The 17,109-nt window shown below is 67.5% G+C and carries 18 protein-coding genes and 1 pseudogene; 3 read left to right on the top strand and 16 right to left on the bottom strand.

Translation table 11 applies throughout. The features are described from left to right. Window positions 1-55: 55 nt before the first annotated feature. Window positions 56-823, top strand: a pseudogene (locus Q0A27_RS15010) (helix-turn-helix transcriptional regulator); the annotation flags it as partial. 45 nt (window positions 824-868) lie between these two features. On the opposite strand, the gene mgtE reads toward Q0A27_RS15010, so the two are convergent. The 4 genes from mgtE to Q0A27_RS04000 are packed head-to-tail and all read right to left on the bottom strand — an operon-like array spanning window position 869 to window position 3,522. Then, window positions 869-2,170, bottom strand: a complete 1,302-nt coding sequence (mgtE, locus tag Q0A27_RS03985) for a magnesium transporter (protein ID WP_291473778.1) — start codon at window positions 2,168-2,170, stop codon at window positions 869-871. Between the two features lie 7 nt (window positions 2,171-2,177). After that, a complete protein-coding gene (locus tag Q0A27_RS03990) occupies window positions 2,178-2,363 on the bottom strand; it encodes a hypothetical protein (protein WP_291473779.1) in 186 nt (61 codons plus the stop codon). A gap of 35 nt (window positions 2,364-2,398) precedes the next feature. Next, entirely contained in the window at window positions 2,399-3,082 is a 684-nt protein-coding gene (locus Q0A27_RS03995) for a YceI family protein (RefSeq protein ID WP_291473780.1), read from the bottom strand. A gap of 56 nt (window positions 3,083-3,138) precedes the next feature. Continuing rightward, the gene (locus Q0A27_RS04000; RefSeq protein ID WP_291473781.1) at window positions 3,139-3,522 is read right to left on the bottom strand and encodes a hypothetical protein; all 384 of its coding nucleotides are present in this window, start codon (window positions 3,520-3,522) and stop codon (window positions 3,139-3,141) included. 44 nt (window positions 3,523-3,566) lie between these two features. On the opposite strand from Q0A27_RS04000, the gene Q0A27_RS04005 reads away from it, so the two are divergent. Continuing rightward, entirely contained in the window at window positions 3,567-3,938 is a 372-nt protein-coding gene (locus Q0A27_RS04005) for an RNA polymerase-binding protein RbpA (protein WP_291473782.1), read from the top strand. A gap of 102 nt (window positions 3,939-4,040) precedes the next feature. On the opposite strand, the gene Q0A27_RS04010 is transcribed toward Q0A27_RS04005, so the two are convergent. Genes Q0A27_RS04010 through Q0A27_RS04020 form a run of 3 tightly spaced genes read right to left on the bottom strand, consistent with a single transcriptional unit; the run spans window position 4,041 to window position 6,949 of the window. Beyond that, complete coding sequence (locus Q0A27_RS04010) at window positions 4,041-4,817, bottom strand: polyprenol monophosphomannose synthase (RefSeq protein WP_291473783.1); 777 nt, start codon at window positions 4,815-4,817, stop codon at window positions 4,041-4,043. Between the two features lie 3 nt (window positions 4,818-4,820). After that, window positions 4,821-6,410: an apolipoprotein N-acyltransferase gene (gene lnt / locus Q0A27_RS04015; RefSeq protein ID WP_291473784.1), complete on the bottom strand. Its 1,590-nt coding sequence runs from the start codon at window positions 6,408-6,410 to the stop codon at window positions 4,821-4,823. Next, window positions 6,407-6,949: an FxsA family protein gene (locus Q0A27_RS04020; protein WP_291473785.1), complete on the bottom strand. Its 543-nt coding sequence runs from the start codon at window positions 6,947-6,949 to the stop codon at window positions 6,407-6,409. The genes lnt and Q0A27_RS04020 overlap by 4 nt, the downstream gene beginning before the upstream one ends. 91 nt (window positions 6,950-7,040) lie before the next feature. On the opposite strand from Q0A27_RS04020, the gene Q0A27_RS04025 reads away from it, so the two are divergent. Then, complete coding sequence (locus tag Q0A27_RS04025) at window positions 7,041-7,376, top strand: hypothetical protein (protein WP_291473786.1); 336 nt, start codon at window positions 7,041-7,043, stop codon at window positions 7,374-7,376. Between the two features lie 25 nt (window positions 7,377-7,401). Here Q0A27_RS04025 and Q0A27_RS04030 read toward each other — a convergent pair whose 3' ends face one another. The 9 genes from Q0A27_RS04030 to Q0A27_RS04070 all read right to left on the bottom strand — a co-directional run bounded on the left by Q0A27_RS04030 (window position 7,402) and on the right by Q0A27_RS04070 (window position 17,066). Continuing rightward, complete coding sequence (locus tag Q0A27_RS04030) at window positions 7,402-8,133, bottom strand: SDR family NAD(P)-dependent oxidoreductase (protein ID WP_291473787.1); 732 nt, start codon at window positions 8,131-8,133, stop codon at window positions 7,402-7,404. After that, on the bottom strand, window positions 8,130-9,284 hold the full coding sequence (locus tag Q0A27_RS04035) for a Xaa-Pro peptidase family protein (protein WP_291473788.1): 1,155 nt from the start codon (window positions 9,282-9,284) through the stop codon (window positions 8,130-8,132). Before Q0A27_RS04035 ends, Q0A27_RS04030 begins: the two co-directional genes overlap by 4 nt. Window positions 9,285-9,306: 22 nt before the next feature. Then, entirely contained in the window at window positions 9,307-12,033 is a 2,727-nt protein-coding gene (locus tag Q0A27_RS04040; RefSeq protein ID WP_291473789.1) for a DEAD/DEAH box helicase, read from the bottom strand. Next, a complete protein-coding gene (gene tatC, locus Q0A27_RS04045) occupies window positions 12,020-13,018 on the bottom strand; it encodes a twin-arginine translocase subunit TatC (protein WP_291473887.1) in 999 nt (332 codons plus the stop codon). The genes Q0A27_RS04040 and tatC overlap by 14 nt, the downstream gene beginning before the upstream one ends. A gap of 93 nt (window positions 13,019-13,111) precedes the next feature. After that, a complete protein-coding gene (tatA, locus tag Q0A27_RS04050) occupies window positions 13,112-13,378 on the bottom strand; it encodes a Sec-independent protein translocase subunit TatA (protein WP_291473790.1) in 267 nt (88 codons plus the stop codon). Between the two features lie 64 nt (window positions 13,379-13,442). After that, on the bottom strand, window positions 13,443-14,432 hold the full coding sequence (locus Q0A27_RS04055; RefSeq protein WP_291473791.1) for a YafY family protein: 990 nt from the start codon (window positions 14,430-14,432) through the stop codon (window positions 13,443-13,445). Continuing rightward, entirely contained in the window at window positions 14,429-15,439 is a 1,011-nt protein-coding gene (locus Q0A27_RS04060; protein WP_291473792.1) for a WYL domain-containing protein, read from the bottom strand. The genes Q0A27_RS04055 and Q0A27_RS04060 overlap by 4 nt, the downstream gene beginning before the upstream one ends. After that, window positions 15,436-16,872 (bottom strand): Pup--protein ligase, encoded by a 1,437-nt coding sequence (pafA, locus tag Q0A27_RS04065; protein WP_291473793.1) that lies wholly within the window; start codon window positions 16,870-16,872, stop codon window positions 15,436-15,438. The genes Q0A27_RS04060 and pafA overlap by 4 nt, the downstream gene beginning before the upstream one ends. Beyond that, window positions 16,869-17,066, bottom strand: a complete 198-nt coding sequence (locus Q0A27_RS04070; RefSeq protein ID WP_014009939.1) for a ubiquitin-like protein Pup — start codon at window positions 17,064-17,066, stop codon at window positions 16,869-16,871. The genes pafA and Q0A27_RS04070 overlap by 4 nt, the downstream gene beginning before the upstream one ends. Between the last annotated feature and the right edge of the window lie 43 nt (window positions 17,067-17,109).

Genomic DNA, 17,109 nt, shown 5'->3' on the forward strand with positions numbered 1-17,109 from the left:
CGGTGGAATGCAGCAGTAACATGACCGCAAAGGGAGGAACACAGTGACGACGAGGATGGGAAGGCTTCTCCACCTGCTCGACCTCCTCGACGGCGGGACCACCTGGTCCGCAGCTCATCTTTCAGGGCTGCTGGACATCCCCGAACGGACGCTCCGACGTGACATCACCGAGCTCCGGAACCTCGGCTACCACATCGAAGGGGTCCCGGGGCGTGGCGGGCACTACGTGATGCCCCGGGGAAAGCGTCTTCCCCCACAGCCGTCCCGGTCGGAGTCGGCATCAGAACGGACTGTCGAGATCGACACCAGCGCTCCCGGCGTGGCGGACGGTCTCTTCATTCTGCTCGGCCACGCGGCTGCCGAGCACCGTGAGGTGACCTTCAACCACACCGGACGTCAGGCAAAGCTCCACCGGACGGTGCATCCCGCCCGTCTGGTCCACCTCGACGGGCGCTGGTACCTCTACGGGTGGGACCTGGACCGACGGGACTGGAGGACATTCCGGCTGGACCGCATAGGGGACGTGGCGTTCACCGGCAACCGGTTCACCCCGGCCCCTCTGCCCCGGAACGATGTCACCGAACTGCTCCGGGAGCAGTTCCGGAGTGGCTCAATCGTCGAGGTCGTCCTCGATCTGGCGACCGGCCCTGACAACGCAGCTGCAGTTCTCCACCGGGTCGACGGGACGTTGGAGGCCACCGACAGAGGTCGACGTACCCGCTACACGGCCCGCGTGGATTCCTTCGAGTGGCTGACAGTCGTTCTCGTGCTCACCGACATCGAATTCACGGTCATCCGACCACCGGAGTTCCGGCGGTTCGTGCAGCAGACCTCCGACAGACTTCACCGGGCCTGCTCGGTGCCTGGCTCAGAGCATGCTTGCGAGGATGACCTGGGCGATCGAGAAGTAGATGACCAGGCCCGTGGCGTCCACCAGCGTAGAGACCACCGGGGTGGAGAACACCGCCGGGTCCACGCCGATCTTCTTGGCCACCAGCGGCAGCACCCCGCCGACGATGCAGGCCCAGGCGCAGATGCAGATGATGGTCAGCGACATCACCGCGCCGATTCGCCACTCGTAGATCAGCGAGATGAACGGGAAGATCAGGGCACCGAGGAACACTCCCAGCAGCAGACCCACCCGCACCTCACGCCAGATCACCCGGCCGATGTCACGGGGCTGGACCTCATCGACGGCCAGGGCTCGCACCACTGAGGAGGCCGCCTGCGATCCGGCGTTGCCTCCGGTACCGGTGATCATCGGGACGAAGGTCGCCAGGACAACGACCGACGCGAGAGTGTCCTCGAAGAAGCTCATCACGTTGACGGTGAGGACCGCCGTGAGTATCAGCACCAGGAGCCACACGCCACGCTTCCGGGCCAGGTGGAACACCGTCGCCGTGAGATAGGGCTGCTCCAGCGGCTCGGAACCACCGGCACGGTAGGCGTCCTCGGTGGCCTCCTCCTCGAGGATCTCCATCGCGTCATCGACGGTGAGCATGCCGAGGAACCGGTTCTCGTCGTCGACGACGGGCAGTGCGAGCAGGTCGGCCTCCTGGACCAGACGGGCGGCCTTCTCCTGGTCGTCGGTGGCGTTGACCGCGTGGGTCTCCTTGTTCATCAGCTCCGCGATCGGCGTGTCTGCCGCAGAGGTGACGAGGGTCGACAGGTTGACCAGCCCGACGAGATGCCGGGTGTGGTCGGTCACGGCGAGCACGGCGATGTCCCGGTTACGCAGATCACGGCCACGGAGCTTCTGGAGCGCCTGTTCGCGCGTCGTGTCCGAGGCGATCACCGTGGGCACCGGCGTCATCACACGTCCGGCGGACCCCTCCGGATAACCGAGCAGCTGCGCGGTGACCTGGCGGCGGTCCTCCGGCAGCCCGGCCATCATCCGGGCGGCGACCTTCGCCGGCATCTCCCCGAGCAGCTGGGCACGGTCGTCATCGGGCAGATCGAGCAGCAGCTCGGCGGAACGCCCTTCCCGGAACTCGTCGAGGAGCTCCGCCTGGTGGGCGACGTCCAGATACTCGAACACTTGGGACGCACGGTCCTTGTCCAGAAGCCGGAACAGGACGGCCTGGTCGGTGGTCCCCAGGCGGGACATTTCTTCGGCGATCTCGACGGTGGTCAACTCGCCGAGTCCGGTCTGCAGGTCGACGATGTCCATCGCAGACCTACTCCCGGTACTTCTCGTCGTTGTAGAGCTTCCACAACTGCCATCCTGTGAAGCCGAGGAAGATCACGCAGAGGCCGATGCAGATCAACGGTACCACGCCGTCGAGGAAGAGCAGGACGACGATGAAGGCGAGCAGGGTCACCAGCCGGATCCAACGGGTGGTGACCATTACGGTGCGGTCCACAGGGTTCTCCTCGGGGTCAGGGCCTGTTGCCGGGCCTACATCTGGGCGAAGACCAGCAGCAGGTCGATGGTTCCCTCTGCTGCGATCTGGGAAGCGACGAACTGCGGTGACTGGAGACCGAAGTCCTCGCGGACAACAGGGAGTTTACCTTCCACGATGACATGCTCGCCGGTACGCAACACCGTGAGATCGGCGGTCACCGTGTTGGTGTGACCATGCATCGTCAGATCACCGGTGAGAGTGACCGTGTCGACAGTCCCGTCGTCCGGCAGTCCGGACAGATCCACCGGCTCGGTGATCTCGAAGGTCGCCTCCGGGTAGTCATCGGTCTGCAGGATGTGGCGACGGACGTTGATGTCGCGCTTCTCGATGTCGGACCCGATGGACTCGACATCGACAGTGATGTCGCCCTCGGTCAGTGTCCCGTCGTTGACGACCAGGCCTCCGGTGACACCTTCACCTCGCCCGGAGGTGGACTTCCGCTGACCGGGCAGGACCTCGTCGAAGGTGTAACCGGCCTGGGTGCGGTTCTGCCCCTCACCGGAGACGATCCCCCAGTGACCGTCGACCCCCACTGAGGCGGGTTCCCCGGAGCCTTCGGCGATGGACGCCGTCTGGAGTCCGTTGCTGCTGAGCAGTTTGTACACCGGTGGTGCCACAAGCCCGACGGCCAGCGCGACCACGGCGACCACGAACAGCGTGATTAATCCCTTCCGCATGGGCTCCATGCTATCTGCCACCCCCTCGCGGAACTGCATCGGGACATAACCACCCCTTATGTGGCACCTGCGTCATCCACGCGTCCCCGGATCTTCTCTGCGGCTCTCGCCAGATCCACGAGCTCCCGGCACAGCGCGGCGATCTCCTCGGCGTCCTCCCCCGCCTCCACCGCCGCAGCGACGTCCTCGGCGCCGCACCGGAGTTCGAAGAGCCGGTCGGTGAGGTCCTCGGCGGCCGACCGCGGCAGGATCAGTGCGTCGGCCGGCACTGTCGTCCCGGCGAGGTCACGGCGCTGCTCATAGGCGCGCTGTCGGCAGGACTGACCGCAGTAGCGACGACGACGCCCACTACCGGTCTGCACGAGTTCCCGGCCGCACCAGGCACAGTGCTCTGCGCTCCCGGGGCGACGGTGTGAACTTTCGGGAATATGGGGTAACATTATGAGGTTGACAATACGCGAGAGACCGGAAGGATGATGCAGCGATGGCAGATCGCGTTCTCCGCGGAAGCAGGATGGGCGCCGTCTCCTATGAGACGGACCGTGACCATGACCTGGCCCCACGCAACATGGCGAAGTACCGGACGGAGTCCGGCGAGATCTTCGAGGTCCCGTTCGCCGATGACGCCGAACTCCCTAACGAGTGGATGTGCAAGAACGGCCAGCTGGGCAAGCTGGTGGAGGGCGAAGGCCAGGAGGCCAAGCCCGTAAAGCCACCACGTACCCACTGGGACATGCTGCGCGAGCGGCGGTCCATCGAGGAGCTCGATGTCCTCCTCGACGAGCGTATCGAACTGCTGCGTAAGCGGCGCCGCAACGCCATGAAACTGCTCAAGGAGCAGGAGGGGCAGTCCTAGGGTTCTCCCCCGCGGCATCTGCGCCTCGCCTTCCGCGCACACAGGATCAGCCCCCGCACCCGGTACCGGGTGCGGGGGCTGATCTCTGCCCGGAGGAACCCGCTACCGGCGTCCCAGCTTCTTGTTCAGGGACGCCACCAGCCCCTTGGCCTGGCTCCAGCGGTGGGCAAGGCCCCACTTCGTGACGACCAGCAGGCTGTCCTTGACGAAACTGCCGTCCAGCTTGGACTCCCCGATGACCCGCTCGGTGAAGGTGATCGGCACCTCACGGATGACCGCTCCCGCCTGCACCGCGCGCCACGCCAGATCGACCTGGAAGATGTACCCGGCGTTCGACAGCTCGTCGAGGTTGAACTCCTCGATGAGGCTGCGACGGTAGGCACGGTAGCCGGCGGTCATGTCCGACAGACCGGCGCCGAGTGCCAGGGAGATGTAGAGGTTGCCACCCTTGGACAGCACCCACCGGAACCACGGCCAGTTCACGGTTCGGCCACCCTTGATGTAGCGCGAACCGATGACGAGGTCTGCGCCGGCGTCCACCTGCTCCAGCAGCAGGTGCAGCTGCTCGGGCGCATGGGAGCCGTCGGCGTCCATCTCGCAGATGACGTCGTAACCGGCGTCCAGACCCCACCGGAAACCGGCGATGTATGCGCCGCACAGTCCGCCCTTGCCGGCGCGGTGCAGGACGTTGATGTGACTGTCGGCGGCAGCCATCTCGTCGGCGAGCTCTCCGGTCCCGTCGGGGCTGTTGTCGTCGACGACGAGGATGTCCACCCGGTCCGGCTCGGCGTCCCGCACCCGACCGATGATCAGGGGCAGGTTCTCCTTCTCGTTGAAGGTCGGGATGATGACGAGGGTTCTGTCGCTGGGCTTGGACACTGGCTACCTCTTCGTACGCGTGCGGGCGGGTTGGTTTGAGCGGGTGGTGCGGGTCGTGATGTAGGCGGCTGCGACGGCGACGGCGCCCAGGGCGGCGAGGATCCACTCGACGACAGGACCGACACGTGCAGACAACGTCTCAGTATCCCGCACCGGAACATCGGCCTGCAACAGACCCTCCCGGAAGATCGTCGTGCGCTGATCGACGGTACCGTCGGGGTTGACGATCGCGGACACGCCCGAGGTCGCGGCGACGACGACGGCACGGTCGTACTCGATCGCCCGCATCCGGTTGATCGCCAGCTGCTGGAAGGTCATGTCGGTGGTGCCGAAGGTGGCGTTGTTCGTCGGGCTGGTGAAGATCGTCGCACCGTTGCGCACCGAGTCACGGTAGGCCTCGTCGAAGGAGACCTCGTAGCAGGTTGCGACGCCGAGGGTCTCCCCCGCGGCGTCCACCGTGTTGTTGCCGTCACCGGGTTTGAAGTCGCCGGCCATGTCGACGTAGGAGCTGACGTGGCGCAGCAGGTCCTTCAACGGCATGTACTCGCCGAAGGGCTGCAGGTACTTCTTGACGTGCTGCTGGCCGGGGCCGTCCTCCGGATCCCAGACGATGATCGCGTTGCGGGCGCCGACATCGTCTCGGGTCACCGCACCGACGAGGACCGGTGCGCCGAGCTGTGCGGCGACATCCTGGATCTTGTCGTAGGCCTCCTGGCTGCGGTACGGGTCGACGTCGGAGGCGTTCTCCGGCCAGACGACCAGGTCCGGTTGGGCACGTTCACCGGCGGCGACCTCGTCGGCGAGCTCCCGGGAGACCCGGACGTGGTTGTTGAGCACCGCCTCCCGTTGGGCGTTGAAGTCCAGACCCAGCCGGGGCACGTTGCCCTGGACAGCGGCGATATTGAGAGTCGGAGTGTCATCGCCGTCAGACCACACCGGGGAGACCACCGGGATGAGCAGGCCACCGATGACGGTCAGCGCGACCGGAACGGCCCCGCTGATCCACCGTCGGTGCACGAGCAGGCTCAGCGCATAGCCGGTGAGGACGACAGCGAAGGCGACGAGGGTGGGTCCGGCGATGCTGATCCACTGGGCCAGCGGGCCGCCGAGCTGCCCCCAGGCCAGCCGGACCCAGCCGAAGCCGCCGAAGGGCCAGTTGACGCGCACCCACTCCACGGCGACGTACCAGGCGGGGACGGCAACCAGCAGCATGGGGTGGCGTGGACACTTGCGCAGCAGGAAGGCCAGCCCCGCGCCGAAGGCAAGGCAGTACAGCGACTCGACGAGCGAGAGCCCCAGCCAGGCGATGGCGCCGACGTACTTGCCGACCCACGGCAGCAGGAACAGGTAGCAGGCCAGCCCCTGGATCCAGGTCAGCCACATGATCCACCGGACCGGCCGGTCCGTACCGGTCGGGATGTGGTCGACAGCCACGAAGAGGACGCCGAGCCCCAGCGGCGCGGCCCACCACAGCCCGGTCGGCTGGTAGGAGGCGAACTGGGCGATGCCGGCAGCGACTGCGGCCAGTGTCAGCAGGACAAAGCGGAGGACGGTGCGTCGGTCAGGTCTGGTCCACCGGGCGTTCCGGCTCACCGGTCGCTTCCCCGGGTTCCACCGGTGCGGTCACTGCCGGTCCCCGGGTCATCGTCGAACTCCGTGGACCGGTGGTCGATGATGTCTCCCCAGCCTCCGGTGGAGCCGGCGTCCTCCCCCGTCGCCTGGCCGGTACCACCCGGACGGAAGGACGCACCACCGACCGTGAAGCGCTCGCCCAGTGACATGACGCGCAGCCCCAGGGAGTTGCCCAGGCGGGACGCCAGCAGCGAGCGTACCGGCGGCAGCAGCAGGAACAGGCCGAAGACGAACGTGAGGATGCCGGGGGTGACCAGCAGGATTCCGGTGATCACCGAGACCGCGATGTCTGCGGTGAAGGTGTCGGTCGACTTCGAGGTCGACCGCTGGGACGGGATACGCGCCCGCATCCGACGGAAAGACCCACGTGCCAGGAGGAATCCGATGAACGGGGAGAAGATGAGGAGCGGGAACGCCCACCCGAAGCCGATCCACTGTCCGAGCAGGATGAAGAACACGACCTCGGCGACAAGGTAGATCAGGGGAAAGGCGCGCAGCATGCCTACCACTGTACCGGGGGGTACTAACGCCGGCGTGACCGGATACGATAGGAGAATTGATTCACAGACAATTATGACGAAAGGTCCACCAATGACCGGACTGCGCCGCCGCAGCCTCGCCCTGACTCTTGCCGCAGCCACCGCCTTCGGTGGCGCTGTGGCAGCCCCCGCCGTCGCCGAGACGACCTCCTCCACCGCCGACAGCTCTCTTCCGAGCTCCAGCACCGGCGACCTGCCGACCTCCTCCGCTGACGTCGAGGGTTCCGTCCAGGGCTCCCTCGACGACAACTGCGGCGGTATCAGCTCCGACAGCATTGTCTTCGGCGAGATCATCAAGTGCGGCGTCGCCGTGGTCGGTGGAGCCACCGTGCTCTTCTCGGTGCTCGCCCTGCTGCGTTCCGTGTTCTACGAGATCACCAGGTTCTGATCCGGGTCTGATCCGGGGCCCCGCACTACCGCGGCGCACGCCGCCAGAGGAACCGCGGCACCAGGCGCATCACCATCGCCAGCACGCTCAGAGACCGGGGCACCCACACATCGGGTGTCCCGGTTTTCAGTGCCTTGACCACCGCCTCGGCCACCACATCAGGGGTGACCGACAGCGGTGCCGGATCCATGCCCTCGGTCATCTTCCCGATGACGAAGCCCGGGCGGATGACCGTCAGCCGTACACCCGTGCCGCGCAGTGCGTCCTGCATGCCCTGGCAGAACCCGTCGAGGCCCGCCTTCGCCGAACCGTAGACGTAGTTGGGACGCCGCACCCGGGCCCCGGCGATCGACGAGAACGCCACCAGGTCGCCACGTCCCCGCGCCTTCATCCGCTCGGAAAGCTCCGTGAGCAGTACCGCCTGCGCGGTGAAGTCGGTGTGCAGGATGCGCGCCACTTCCCCACCGTCGCGCTCGGCGAGTTCCTGGTCACCGAGGACACCGAATGCGGCGATCGCGGTGTCGAGGGCTCCGCGGGACTCGATGTCGTCGATGACGGACGCCTGGGCGTCGACATCTCCGGCATCGAAGAAGACGGTTTCCACATCGTTCGCACCCGCGCCACGGCAGGCGTCCTCCAGGTCGGTCAGAGCCTCAGGACGCCGTGCGGCCAGCACGATGTCGTTGCCGGAGGCCAGGCGGGTGATGATCTCCCCACCGATCTCACTGGTCGCGCCGAACAGGACGATGCGGCTCATGCGTTGACTCCTCTGTCTTCTGCAGTGGCCCCGGTCGGGACCAGGTCATGGGTGGTCAGGTTGACTGGCTCGCAGCCGTCGGTCGTCATCACCACGATGTCCTCGATACGGGCTCCCCAGTCGTCCGGGATGTAGATTCCCGGCTCGATGGAGAACGCCATCCCCTCTACCAGCGGCAGGTCGTTGCCGGCGATGATGAACGGTTCCTCGTGACCCGACAAACCGATGCCGTGGCCGGTGCGGTGGGTGTAGAACCCGCTGTAGCTGGCGGCGTCGATGACGTCCCGGACGACCTTGTCCAGCTCATGGGCGGTGACACCAGGCTTCGCGGCGTTCAGCCCTGCCTGCTGTGCATCGTGGAGGACGCGGTATGCCTCGGTCTGGTCCGGACGGGCGGACTCCACCGGGCCGACGATGTAGGTGCGGGTGCAGTCGGAGTGGTAGCCCGTGTCCAGCGTTCCGCCGATGTCGATGACCACGATCTCCCCGTCCCCGATGACGCGGTCGGAGAAGTCGTGGTGCGGGTCGGCACCGTGCGGGCCTGAGCCGACGATGATGAAGTCCACGGTGACATGTTCGGCCAGAATGAGCTTCTCCAGGTCTTCGGCGACCTCCCGTTCGGTCCGTCCGGCGCGCAGCAGGCCGGGGACCTGTCGGTGCACCTCGTCGATGGCGGTGCCGGCGCGTCGCAGCTCGGCGATCTCGGCCTCATCCTTGACCATGAAGACGTCGCGCAGCACCGCGGTGGCGTTGACCGTGGTCAGACCCCGGGCCTGGAGGTTCAGCAGGTGATTGGCGGGCATCTCGCCGGACACCGCGACGGTCGCGGTTGCGGCAGAGTCGGCGAGGTCACCGACGGCGAGGGCGAGGGCGTCGTCCCCGTCATTCCACGGCACGACCTCGACGCCGACGGCCCCGGCGACACCGGTGCGCAGCGCGGCGGCGTCCACCGCAGGGACGACGATGCGGCGGGTCGTCGGTGTGATGACGAGGGCGGAGAAACGCTCGTGGGTGTCGATGTCGCTGGCCAGCAGGAACCGCAGGTCTGCGCCGGGGGTGAGTACTGCGGCGTCGATGTGCTGCTCGGCAAGCAGTGCGGCGACGGCGTTGAGCCGGGCGGTGTAGGTCGTCAGAGGGAACGGGACAGTCATGGTCCCCCACTCTACGACCCCGCTACGACGTCGCGCCGAGCTCCACCACACCACGCCGGATCGCCGGCACCGCCTTGCGCGCCGCTGCCTTCACGGAGGCCGCGTAACCGGTGTGCTTGATCTGCTCCAGCAGGTCGATGACCCGGGTACACCAGCGCACGAAGTCACCCGGGGTGAGCTGTGCGCCGGCGGCCTCCGCCGCCCGCAGGCAGTAGTCCAGCGGGGCACCCGCGGTCCACTGGTGCAGGGCGGTGGCGAATCCGGTCTGCGGTTCACGGGTCAACGGCAGGCCGTGGCGTTCCTCGTCACTGACGAGCTCGCCATGGATGCGTCCCACAGCGGTCACCGCCGCAGCCAGCGCCTCGGTCGGGACTTCGGTGGTGTGGCGTCCGGTGGCCTCGCGACGGTTCTCGAAGACGACGGTCGAGACCGCCGCCGCGAGTTCCGCCGGATCCAGGTCGTCCCAGATCCCACGACGCAGGCACTGGGCGACCAGCAGATCCGACTCATGGTGGATCCGGGACAGCCGGTGCCCCTCAGCCGTGACCTGCAGGCCCTCGCGGTCGGCGGCGGTGACAGACCCGCTGTACTCCACGTAGTCGAGCTCGGCGAGCAGGTCGAGGATGTGGTCGAAGGTCGCCGAGAGGGTCTCGGAGTCCGGTGTGACGGCCTCCAGTTCACGGTCCAGGGTCCGGCGCGCGGCGACGACACGCTCGGCCGGGCGCACCAGATCCTCGCGGTTGCGCAGCGCATGCACCGGGTGAATGTGCACCTTGTCGCGCAGCACCGCGGCCTCCCGCGAGGAGCCGCCTCCGGCCTTCCTCTTCAGCTTCTTCGGCCGCTCGACGCGCTCACGGCGCAGGTTGGACGCCACCGCCCGGGCATTGCGCTTCGGCGAGCGTCCGGCGTTCTTGTGGAGCTTCATGTGCCCCAGCGGCACCGGCACATTGCCGAAGGACCCGGGTGCGACCGGGCCGCACCAGCCGTCCTCGACGACGATCCACGGCCGTGGGTGACGGTGGTCCGAATCAGAGCGCACCACCACCGCGATGTCCGGGTTGTTACCGGTCGGCAGGGCGATGATGTCGCCCACGCTCAGCGAGGACAGCAGGTTGGAGATCTCCTTCTCCCGCTGGTTGCCTGAATCACGCTTCGCCTTGCGCTCTGCCAGGTTCAGATCGCGGCGCAGTCCCGCGTACTCGATGACGTCGGTTGCGGTGAGTTTGGTGTGCCGGCTGCGCAGTTCAGCGGCCAGGTCCTTCTCCAGACCGGCGAGGTCCCGACGCCGCCGGGTGAGCTGCGTGGCCTGCTCCACCACGTGCGTGGCTGTCTGGTACTGGGCGAAGGAGCGGTCCAGGATCCGCTGGGCGTCCGTGTACCCCTTGGTGGCGATGAGGTTCACCGCCATGTTGTAACCGGGCCGGAAGATCGAGTCCAGCGGGTAGGTGCGGGTGCCGGCGAGATGCGCGACGGAGTGGGGTTCGACGCCCCTGCTCCACAGCACCACCGCATTGCCCTGCGTGTCGATGCCACGGCGTCCGGCACGGCCGGTGAGCTGCGTGTACTGACCCGGAGTCAGTTCGACGTGGGCCTCACCGTTGTACTTGACGAGCTTCTCCAGCACGACCGACCGGGCGGGCATGTTGATGCCCAGGGCCAGGGTCTCCGTGGCGAAGCAGACCTTGAGCAGCCCGCGGGTGAACAGGTCCTCCACGATGTGCCGGAAGGCCGGCAGCATGCCGGCGTGGTGGGCGGCGTAGCCGTTGGACAGCGCGCGGCGCCACTGGCGGAACCCGAGGACGCCGAGGTCGTCGGTGGGGATGTCCTGCACTCCCTCGTCGACGGTGCGCAGGATCTCGTCCCGGTCGGCGTCCGTGGTCAGTCGCACCCGGTCCACCAGGAGCTGACGGACCGCGCCGTCGCAGCCTGCCCGCGAGAAGATGAAGTAGATCGCCGGGAGCATCCCGGCCGCACCCATCCTGTGCACGACATCGGTGCGCTTCGGTCCGGTGCGTCGTCCGGTCTCCTCGGCCCGCGCCGCGGCGGCGACGACCGCGCGGTTGGCCTCCTCCGGGTGCTTCGGGTCGTTGAGCGGCAGGATCTGCTTGTCGACCATCATGAACTGGTCCAGCGGCACCGGCCGGTGGGTGGTGATGATGAGGTCGGTCTCACCACGCACGGTGGTGAGCCAGCCGCCGAACTCCTCGGCATTGCTCACCGTCGCCGACAGGCTGACCAGCACCACCGACGGATCGAGGTTGAGGATGACCTCCTCCCACACCGGCCCACGGGAGGGATCGGCGAGGAAGTGGACCTCGTCCATGACGACGTGGGTGAGGTTGTCCAACCGGTGGGAGCCGGCGTAGACCATGTTGCGCAGCACCTCGGTCGTCATGACGACGATCGGCGCGTTCCCGTTGATGCTGACGTCGCCGGTGAGCAGACCGACGTGATCCTCCCCGTGGCGGGCGACGAGGTCGTGGAACTTCTGGTTGCTCAGCGCCTTGACCGGGGTGGTGTAGAAGCATGCTCCTCCACGTTCCAGAGCCAGGTGGACGGCGAACTCGCCGACGACGGTCTTGCCGGAGCCGGTGGGGGCACACACGAGGACGCCGCGTCCGGCTTCCACCGCGCAGGCGGCCCGCACCTGGAAGTCGTCGAGCGGGAAGCCGTAGTCATCGGCGAAGTCGGTGACGGAGGCGGGAAGAGGGTCGGGCAGGGGCGCGCAACCGGACTCAGAGGATGTCATCGAGATCCCCGGAATCGTAGCTGCTGCCGTAGCCGGTGCCCTCGCCCGGCGCACGGCCGGAGTCGTCGCGGATACGCTCCCTGCTGCTGGCGTTCACCGGGCGGGACGGGGTGACCGGGGTCGGAGACTCCGGGCCACCGTCGGAACCCAGCGGAGAGGCGGGTCCGATGTGCGAGCCCTCCTCGTCATCGAGGTCGTCGGTGAAGAAGGCGTCCGGGGACAGCCCCGCCTTCTTCGCCCGGCGCTTGTCGTTGATCCGGGCGAACTGGGTGGCGATCTCCATCATCAGGCACAGGGAGAGCGCGAGGATGACCATCGAGACCGGGTCCTGGCCGGGGGTGATGAAAGCGGCGAAGACGAACAGGACCATGATGATGATCCGGCGCTTCTCCTTGAGCACCTGGTACGGCAGGATCCCGACGATGTTCAGCATCGCGGTGATCAGCGGGACCTCGAAACTCACCCCGAAGATGAACAGCAGTGCCAGGGCGAAGCTGAAGTACTCCGTACCGTTGAGTGCGGCAATCTGGGCATTGTCACCGATGGTGAGCAGGAACTCCAGTCCGAAGGAGAGGACGAAGTAGGCCAGCACGGCGCCGAACGCGAAGAGCAGAGTGGCGATGGAGGCGAAGCTGCGGGTCCAGCGCTTCTCGTTCTTCTTCAGTCCCGGGGTGATGAACCCCCAGATCTGGCCGAACCAGACCGGTGCGGAGAGCACCAGACCGACCATGAAACCGACCTTGAGGCGCAGCATGAACATCTCGAAGGGGCTGGTCGCCAGCAGTCGGCACTCACCGTCGCTTCCACCGAAGCGGGACTCCGGCGGCAGCTGGCAGTACGGCTCCTTGAGGATGTCGCCGAGACTCGGGGTCCCCAGGATCGACACGTCGTACCAGAGGTAGCCCAGGACGGTGCCGACCCCGATCGCCACCAGGGCGATGAGCAGGCGGCGACGCAGCTCCTTGAGGTGCTCGACGAGCGACATGTTCGCGCCCTCGGCGCGGACCCTGCGTCGTGAGGTACGCCGGGGCCGCGCGGCGCGCCCTCCGGCCTGTTCAGTGGTGGCCATTGTCGGGGTCTAGGACTCCCGGGACTGTGCGTCCTTGGCGGCGTCATCGGCCGCGGAGGACGGGTCAGCGATACGGCGGGCGGCCTCGGCCTCCGGAGAGTTGGCCGGGGCCTCGACGGCCGGCTGGTCGTCGTTCTTCATCTCCTTCATCTCCGACTTGAAGATGCGCATGGAGCGGCCCAGGGAACGTGCCATGTTGGGCAGGCGGGTGGCGCCGAAGAGGAGGACGAGGACCACGAGGATGATGAGGAGCTCAGGCCATCCGAGGTTACCCATGGGGTCAGTGCCTTTCATTGGGGAGTCCGGGACCCGACGGGGCCCGGAGGTGACAGGGGTCAGGTTACGCCAGTCGCCGGTACGCGGCCAATGCAGCGGCGGACCGCTGCCCCACCCGTTCCGCGAGTGTGTCCGGGACCACTGCCGTGATCTCCGGGGCGTAGGCGAGGATGAACCGTTCCAGCCAGGCGCCGGTGTCCGGGATCTCCACCCGGGTGCCGTCGATGTGCCACACCGGCAGGTACTCCAGCATCCACATCGCCTCCTCGGTGAGCTCCAGTTCCGCCCACTGCTCGGCTGTCCGGAACCCGAACGGGTCCTCGGCGTCGATCTCCCGGGGCAGCGCCGCGGGAGCGGGCCGGTCCAGGATCTCCACGGTGTCCATCCGGGTCACCGCGAAGCACCGCTGGTCCGCGGCCGTCTGGTCGGGGTCGGTGCGGCCCCACAGGTAACCGACACCGTCAAGGACGCTGGCCTGATCGGGGATGAGCTCTCGGGTGGTGAGACTGTCGGAGGAGACCGACAGGTAGCTGAACCGCACCCACCGACGTGCGGCTACCGCCCGGCGCAGCTGCGCGAGCACACCCGCTCCCGGGCCGGCCGGACGCACAGGGGCGACGTCCCCGGAATCTGCACCGGAATCTTCACCGGTCTCCACCAGTGCCCGCAGCCTGGTCGCCGCGGTGTCCGCATCATCCTGTTCCCCGTCGGTGAGGATGCTGGCCAGCTTCTCCAGGTTCAGCTGCAGGGTGTCGGCCTCTGCGTCCGTGAGCGCCAGGGGTCTGTCCAGCCCGAAGGTGTCGTTGAGTGTGACGCGTGCCCCGGTCACCGTGAGATCGACCAGCGAGCCCGGCAGCAGCCCGGGCAGTCCGCTCTCCTGGACCCGGGTCAGCTCCTCGGTGAGCTGCGGCACGGAGACACCGAAACGGTCCGCCGTGGTCATCAGGGAGGCGTCCGGGTGGGCACGCAGCCACGCCAGCACCGAGAGAACGCGGCGCAGCTGGATCAGGGTGCTCTTCCGGGACCCTTTCCGTGGTACGGCGCGGGTGGTCATCGGGCTCCTCCCAGGAGATCGTGGGCGCGTTCCAGACGGGCGACGATGTCGTCGACGAGGTCCGGCGGATCGAGGACGACGGCGTCCGGTGCGTAGGCGGCGGCGGTGCGTGCCAGCCAGGTCCGGTCGACCGGGCCGACGGTGAGCAGTTCGCCCTCGCCGTGGGCCACGGGGTCACCGTGGGCGTGGGCACGCAGTTCCAGTGCCCCCTCACTGCGGAAGAGGACACGGGCGGTGACCAGGGTGGACGCCGCCTCAAGTCCTTCCGTGACCAGGGCACGGACCGGCCTGTCCGGTACCGGCCAGGCACAGAACTCCTCGACGATCTCCAGATCGGCGATACGGGAGAGCCGGAAGGTGCGCTGGGCACCCCGGTCGACGTCGAAGCCGGTGAGGAACAGCCGGCCGTCGACGGCGGCGACACCCCAGGGTTCCAGGGTGCGCTCCTGTGCGTCGGCGGTCAGCCGGGGCCAGTAGTGGAACCGCAGCCGCAGCCGGTGGTCGAGGGCGTGGCGCAGCCGACGGACATCCGTGTCGGTGAGGTCGGTGGAGTCCGGGACCGCACCGACGACCGGGGCGACGCCGTGACCGGCGTCCAGCGGACTGGCCGGGGTCAGTTTGACCACCGCAGCCTGTACCGCCTCCGCCAGGTTGTCTTCCATCGCCCAGCGCCCGGCCGCGGCGACCGCATCCCACTGCCCCGGGGTGAACTGCACGGTGGGCAGGTAGGAGGAGGCGGTGTCGAGTCGGTAGAGCTTCTCGATCTGCCCGTCATCGTCAGGCGTGCTCTTCTCCTCCAGCCGCACACCCAGGTCGGCGAGCAGGGCCCGGTCACGTTCCAGCTGCTTACGGACCGTGTCCGGTGCCCCGGAGTAGCCGTCGACTTTGGCACCGATCCACGCTGTCGACCGGAACTTCGGCTCGTCCGACAGGGTGATCAGCAGGTTGAGGATCCGGGAGGCCGCGTCCTCCCAGTAGACCTTGACCGGTCGGTTGCGGGAACTCACGCCGGCGCCTCGGCGAGCAGGTCGGTGAGGTCGGCCAGGGCGGCGTCGATCTCGGGTGACCCGGTGCAGAACGGGTCCGGGAGCAGCAGCTCTCCCCCGCCCTCGCCGTTGACCTTCAGGCGGGTCCAGTCGACCGTCGTCTGCCGGGTGGACTCCTCGGCGGCGTGGAGGAACTTTCCGCGGACCGCGGCACGGGTCGTCGCCGGCGCCTGCTCGGTGGCGGCGAGGATCTCCGCCGGGTCGATGAGCGTCTTCGCCCGACCACGGCGTACCAGCAGGTGGAACAGGCCGCGGTCCGGATTGATGTCGTGGTAGGTCAGGTCGATCTGAGCGAGACGTGGATCGGTGATCCCCAGGTTGCCGCGCTCGGCGACCGCGTCGATGAGCGACTTCTTGATCACCCAGTCGATCTCGGTGTCCACCGGGGAGAAGTCACCGGTGCCGAAGCAGTCGAGGACGCGTCCCCACAGGTCGACGACGTCGGCGAGCTGCGAGTTCGGTGTGCCGGTGCCGTCCTCCCCGCGCTGGTTGAGCCAGTCGACGGCGGCGGCGTGGAAGGCCTGCTGGATCGCCAGTGCCGTGACAGTGCCGCCGTTGCGCAGGTCCAGCGGGGTGGAGCCGCTGAAGTCGCGGGAGATCTCCCGGATCGACCGGATCTCGTTGGACAGCTCGAAGTCCGGCAGCTCCACCCCCGCCTCGATCATTTCGAGGACCAGGAGGGCGGAGCCGACCTTCAGCGCCGTGGTGGTCTCGGACATGTTCGAGTCACCTACGATGACGTGCAGCCGGCGGTACCGGGCCGAGTCCGCATGGGGCTCGTCACGGGTGTTGATGATCGGCCGGGACCGGGTCGTCGCCGAGGAGACCCCTTCCCAGACATGGTCGGAGCGCTGCGAGAGGCAGAACCCCGGTCCGAAGTTCTCGTTGGGGGCACCGGGGGACGGCACACTGATCTTCCCCGCGCCGCAGATCAGCTGGCGGGTGACGAGGAAGGGCAGCAGCTGGGCGGATAGTGCCTTCAGTGGAACATCCCGGCTGACCAGGAAGTTCTCGTGGCAGCCGTAGGAGTTGCCGAGGGAGTCGGTGTTGTTCTTCAGCAGGTAGACCTTGCCGCCGATACCGCGCTCGGCGAGCGTCCGCTCACACTGCTCGGCGAGCCGGTGGAAGATGACCTCCCCGGAACGGTCGTAGGCGACGAGCTGGTGCAGCGAGTCACACTCGGCGGTGGCGTACTCGGGGTGCGCGCCGACATCGAGGTAGACCCGCGAACCGTTGCGCCAGTAGATGTTCGAACTGCGGTACCGGTCGACCACCGGGGCGAACAGGTAACGGGCCACCTCGTCCGGGCCGAGCCTGCGGTGCGAGTCCAGGACACTGGTGATGCCGAACTCGGTCTCCAGACCGGTGATCCGGCGCGTGTGGACGGTGCTCACTCTCCGCCCTTCTGCACATAGGACTTCACGAACTCCTCGGCGTTCGACTCGAGCAGCCCGTCGATCTCGTCGAGCAGGTCGTCGGTACCGCTGACCTTGAGCTGCTCCTGCCCGGAGGCGGTGACGTCATCGGGCGTCGTGCCCTCGTCGCGTCCTCGTCCACCGTGGATCTGGCCCTGTCCGCCGCTGGTCATCTGTGAAACATCTCCCGGTTGTTCTGGTTAGTGTGTGTCAACG

Origin of the sequence: Corynebacterium sp. (genome assembly GCF_022712275.1) — a bacterium.
Lineage (GTDB): Bacteria > Actinomycetota > Actinomycetes > Mycobacteriales > Mycobacteriaceae > Corynebacterium.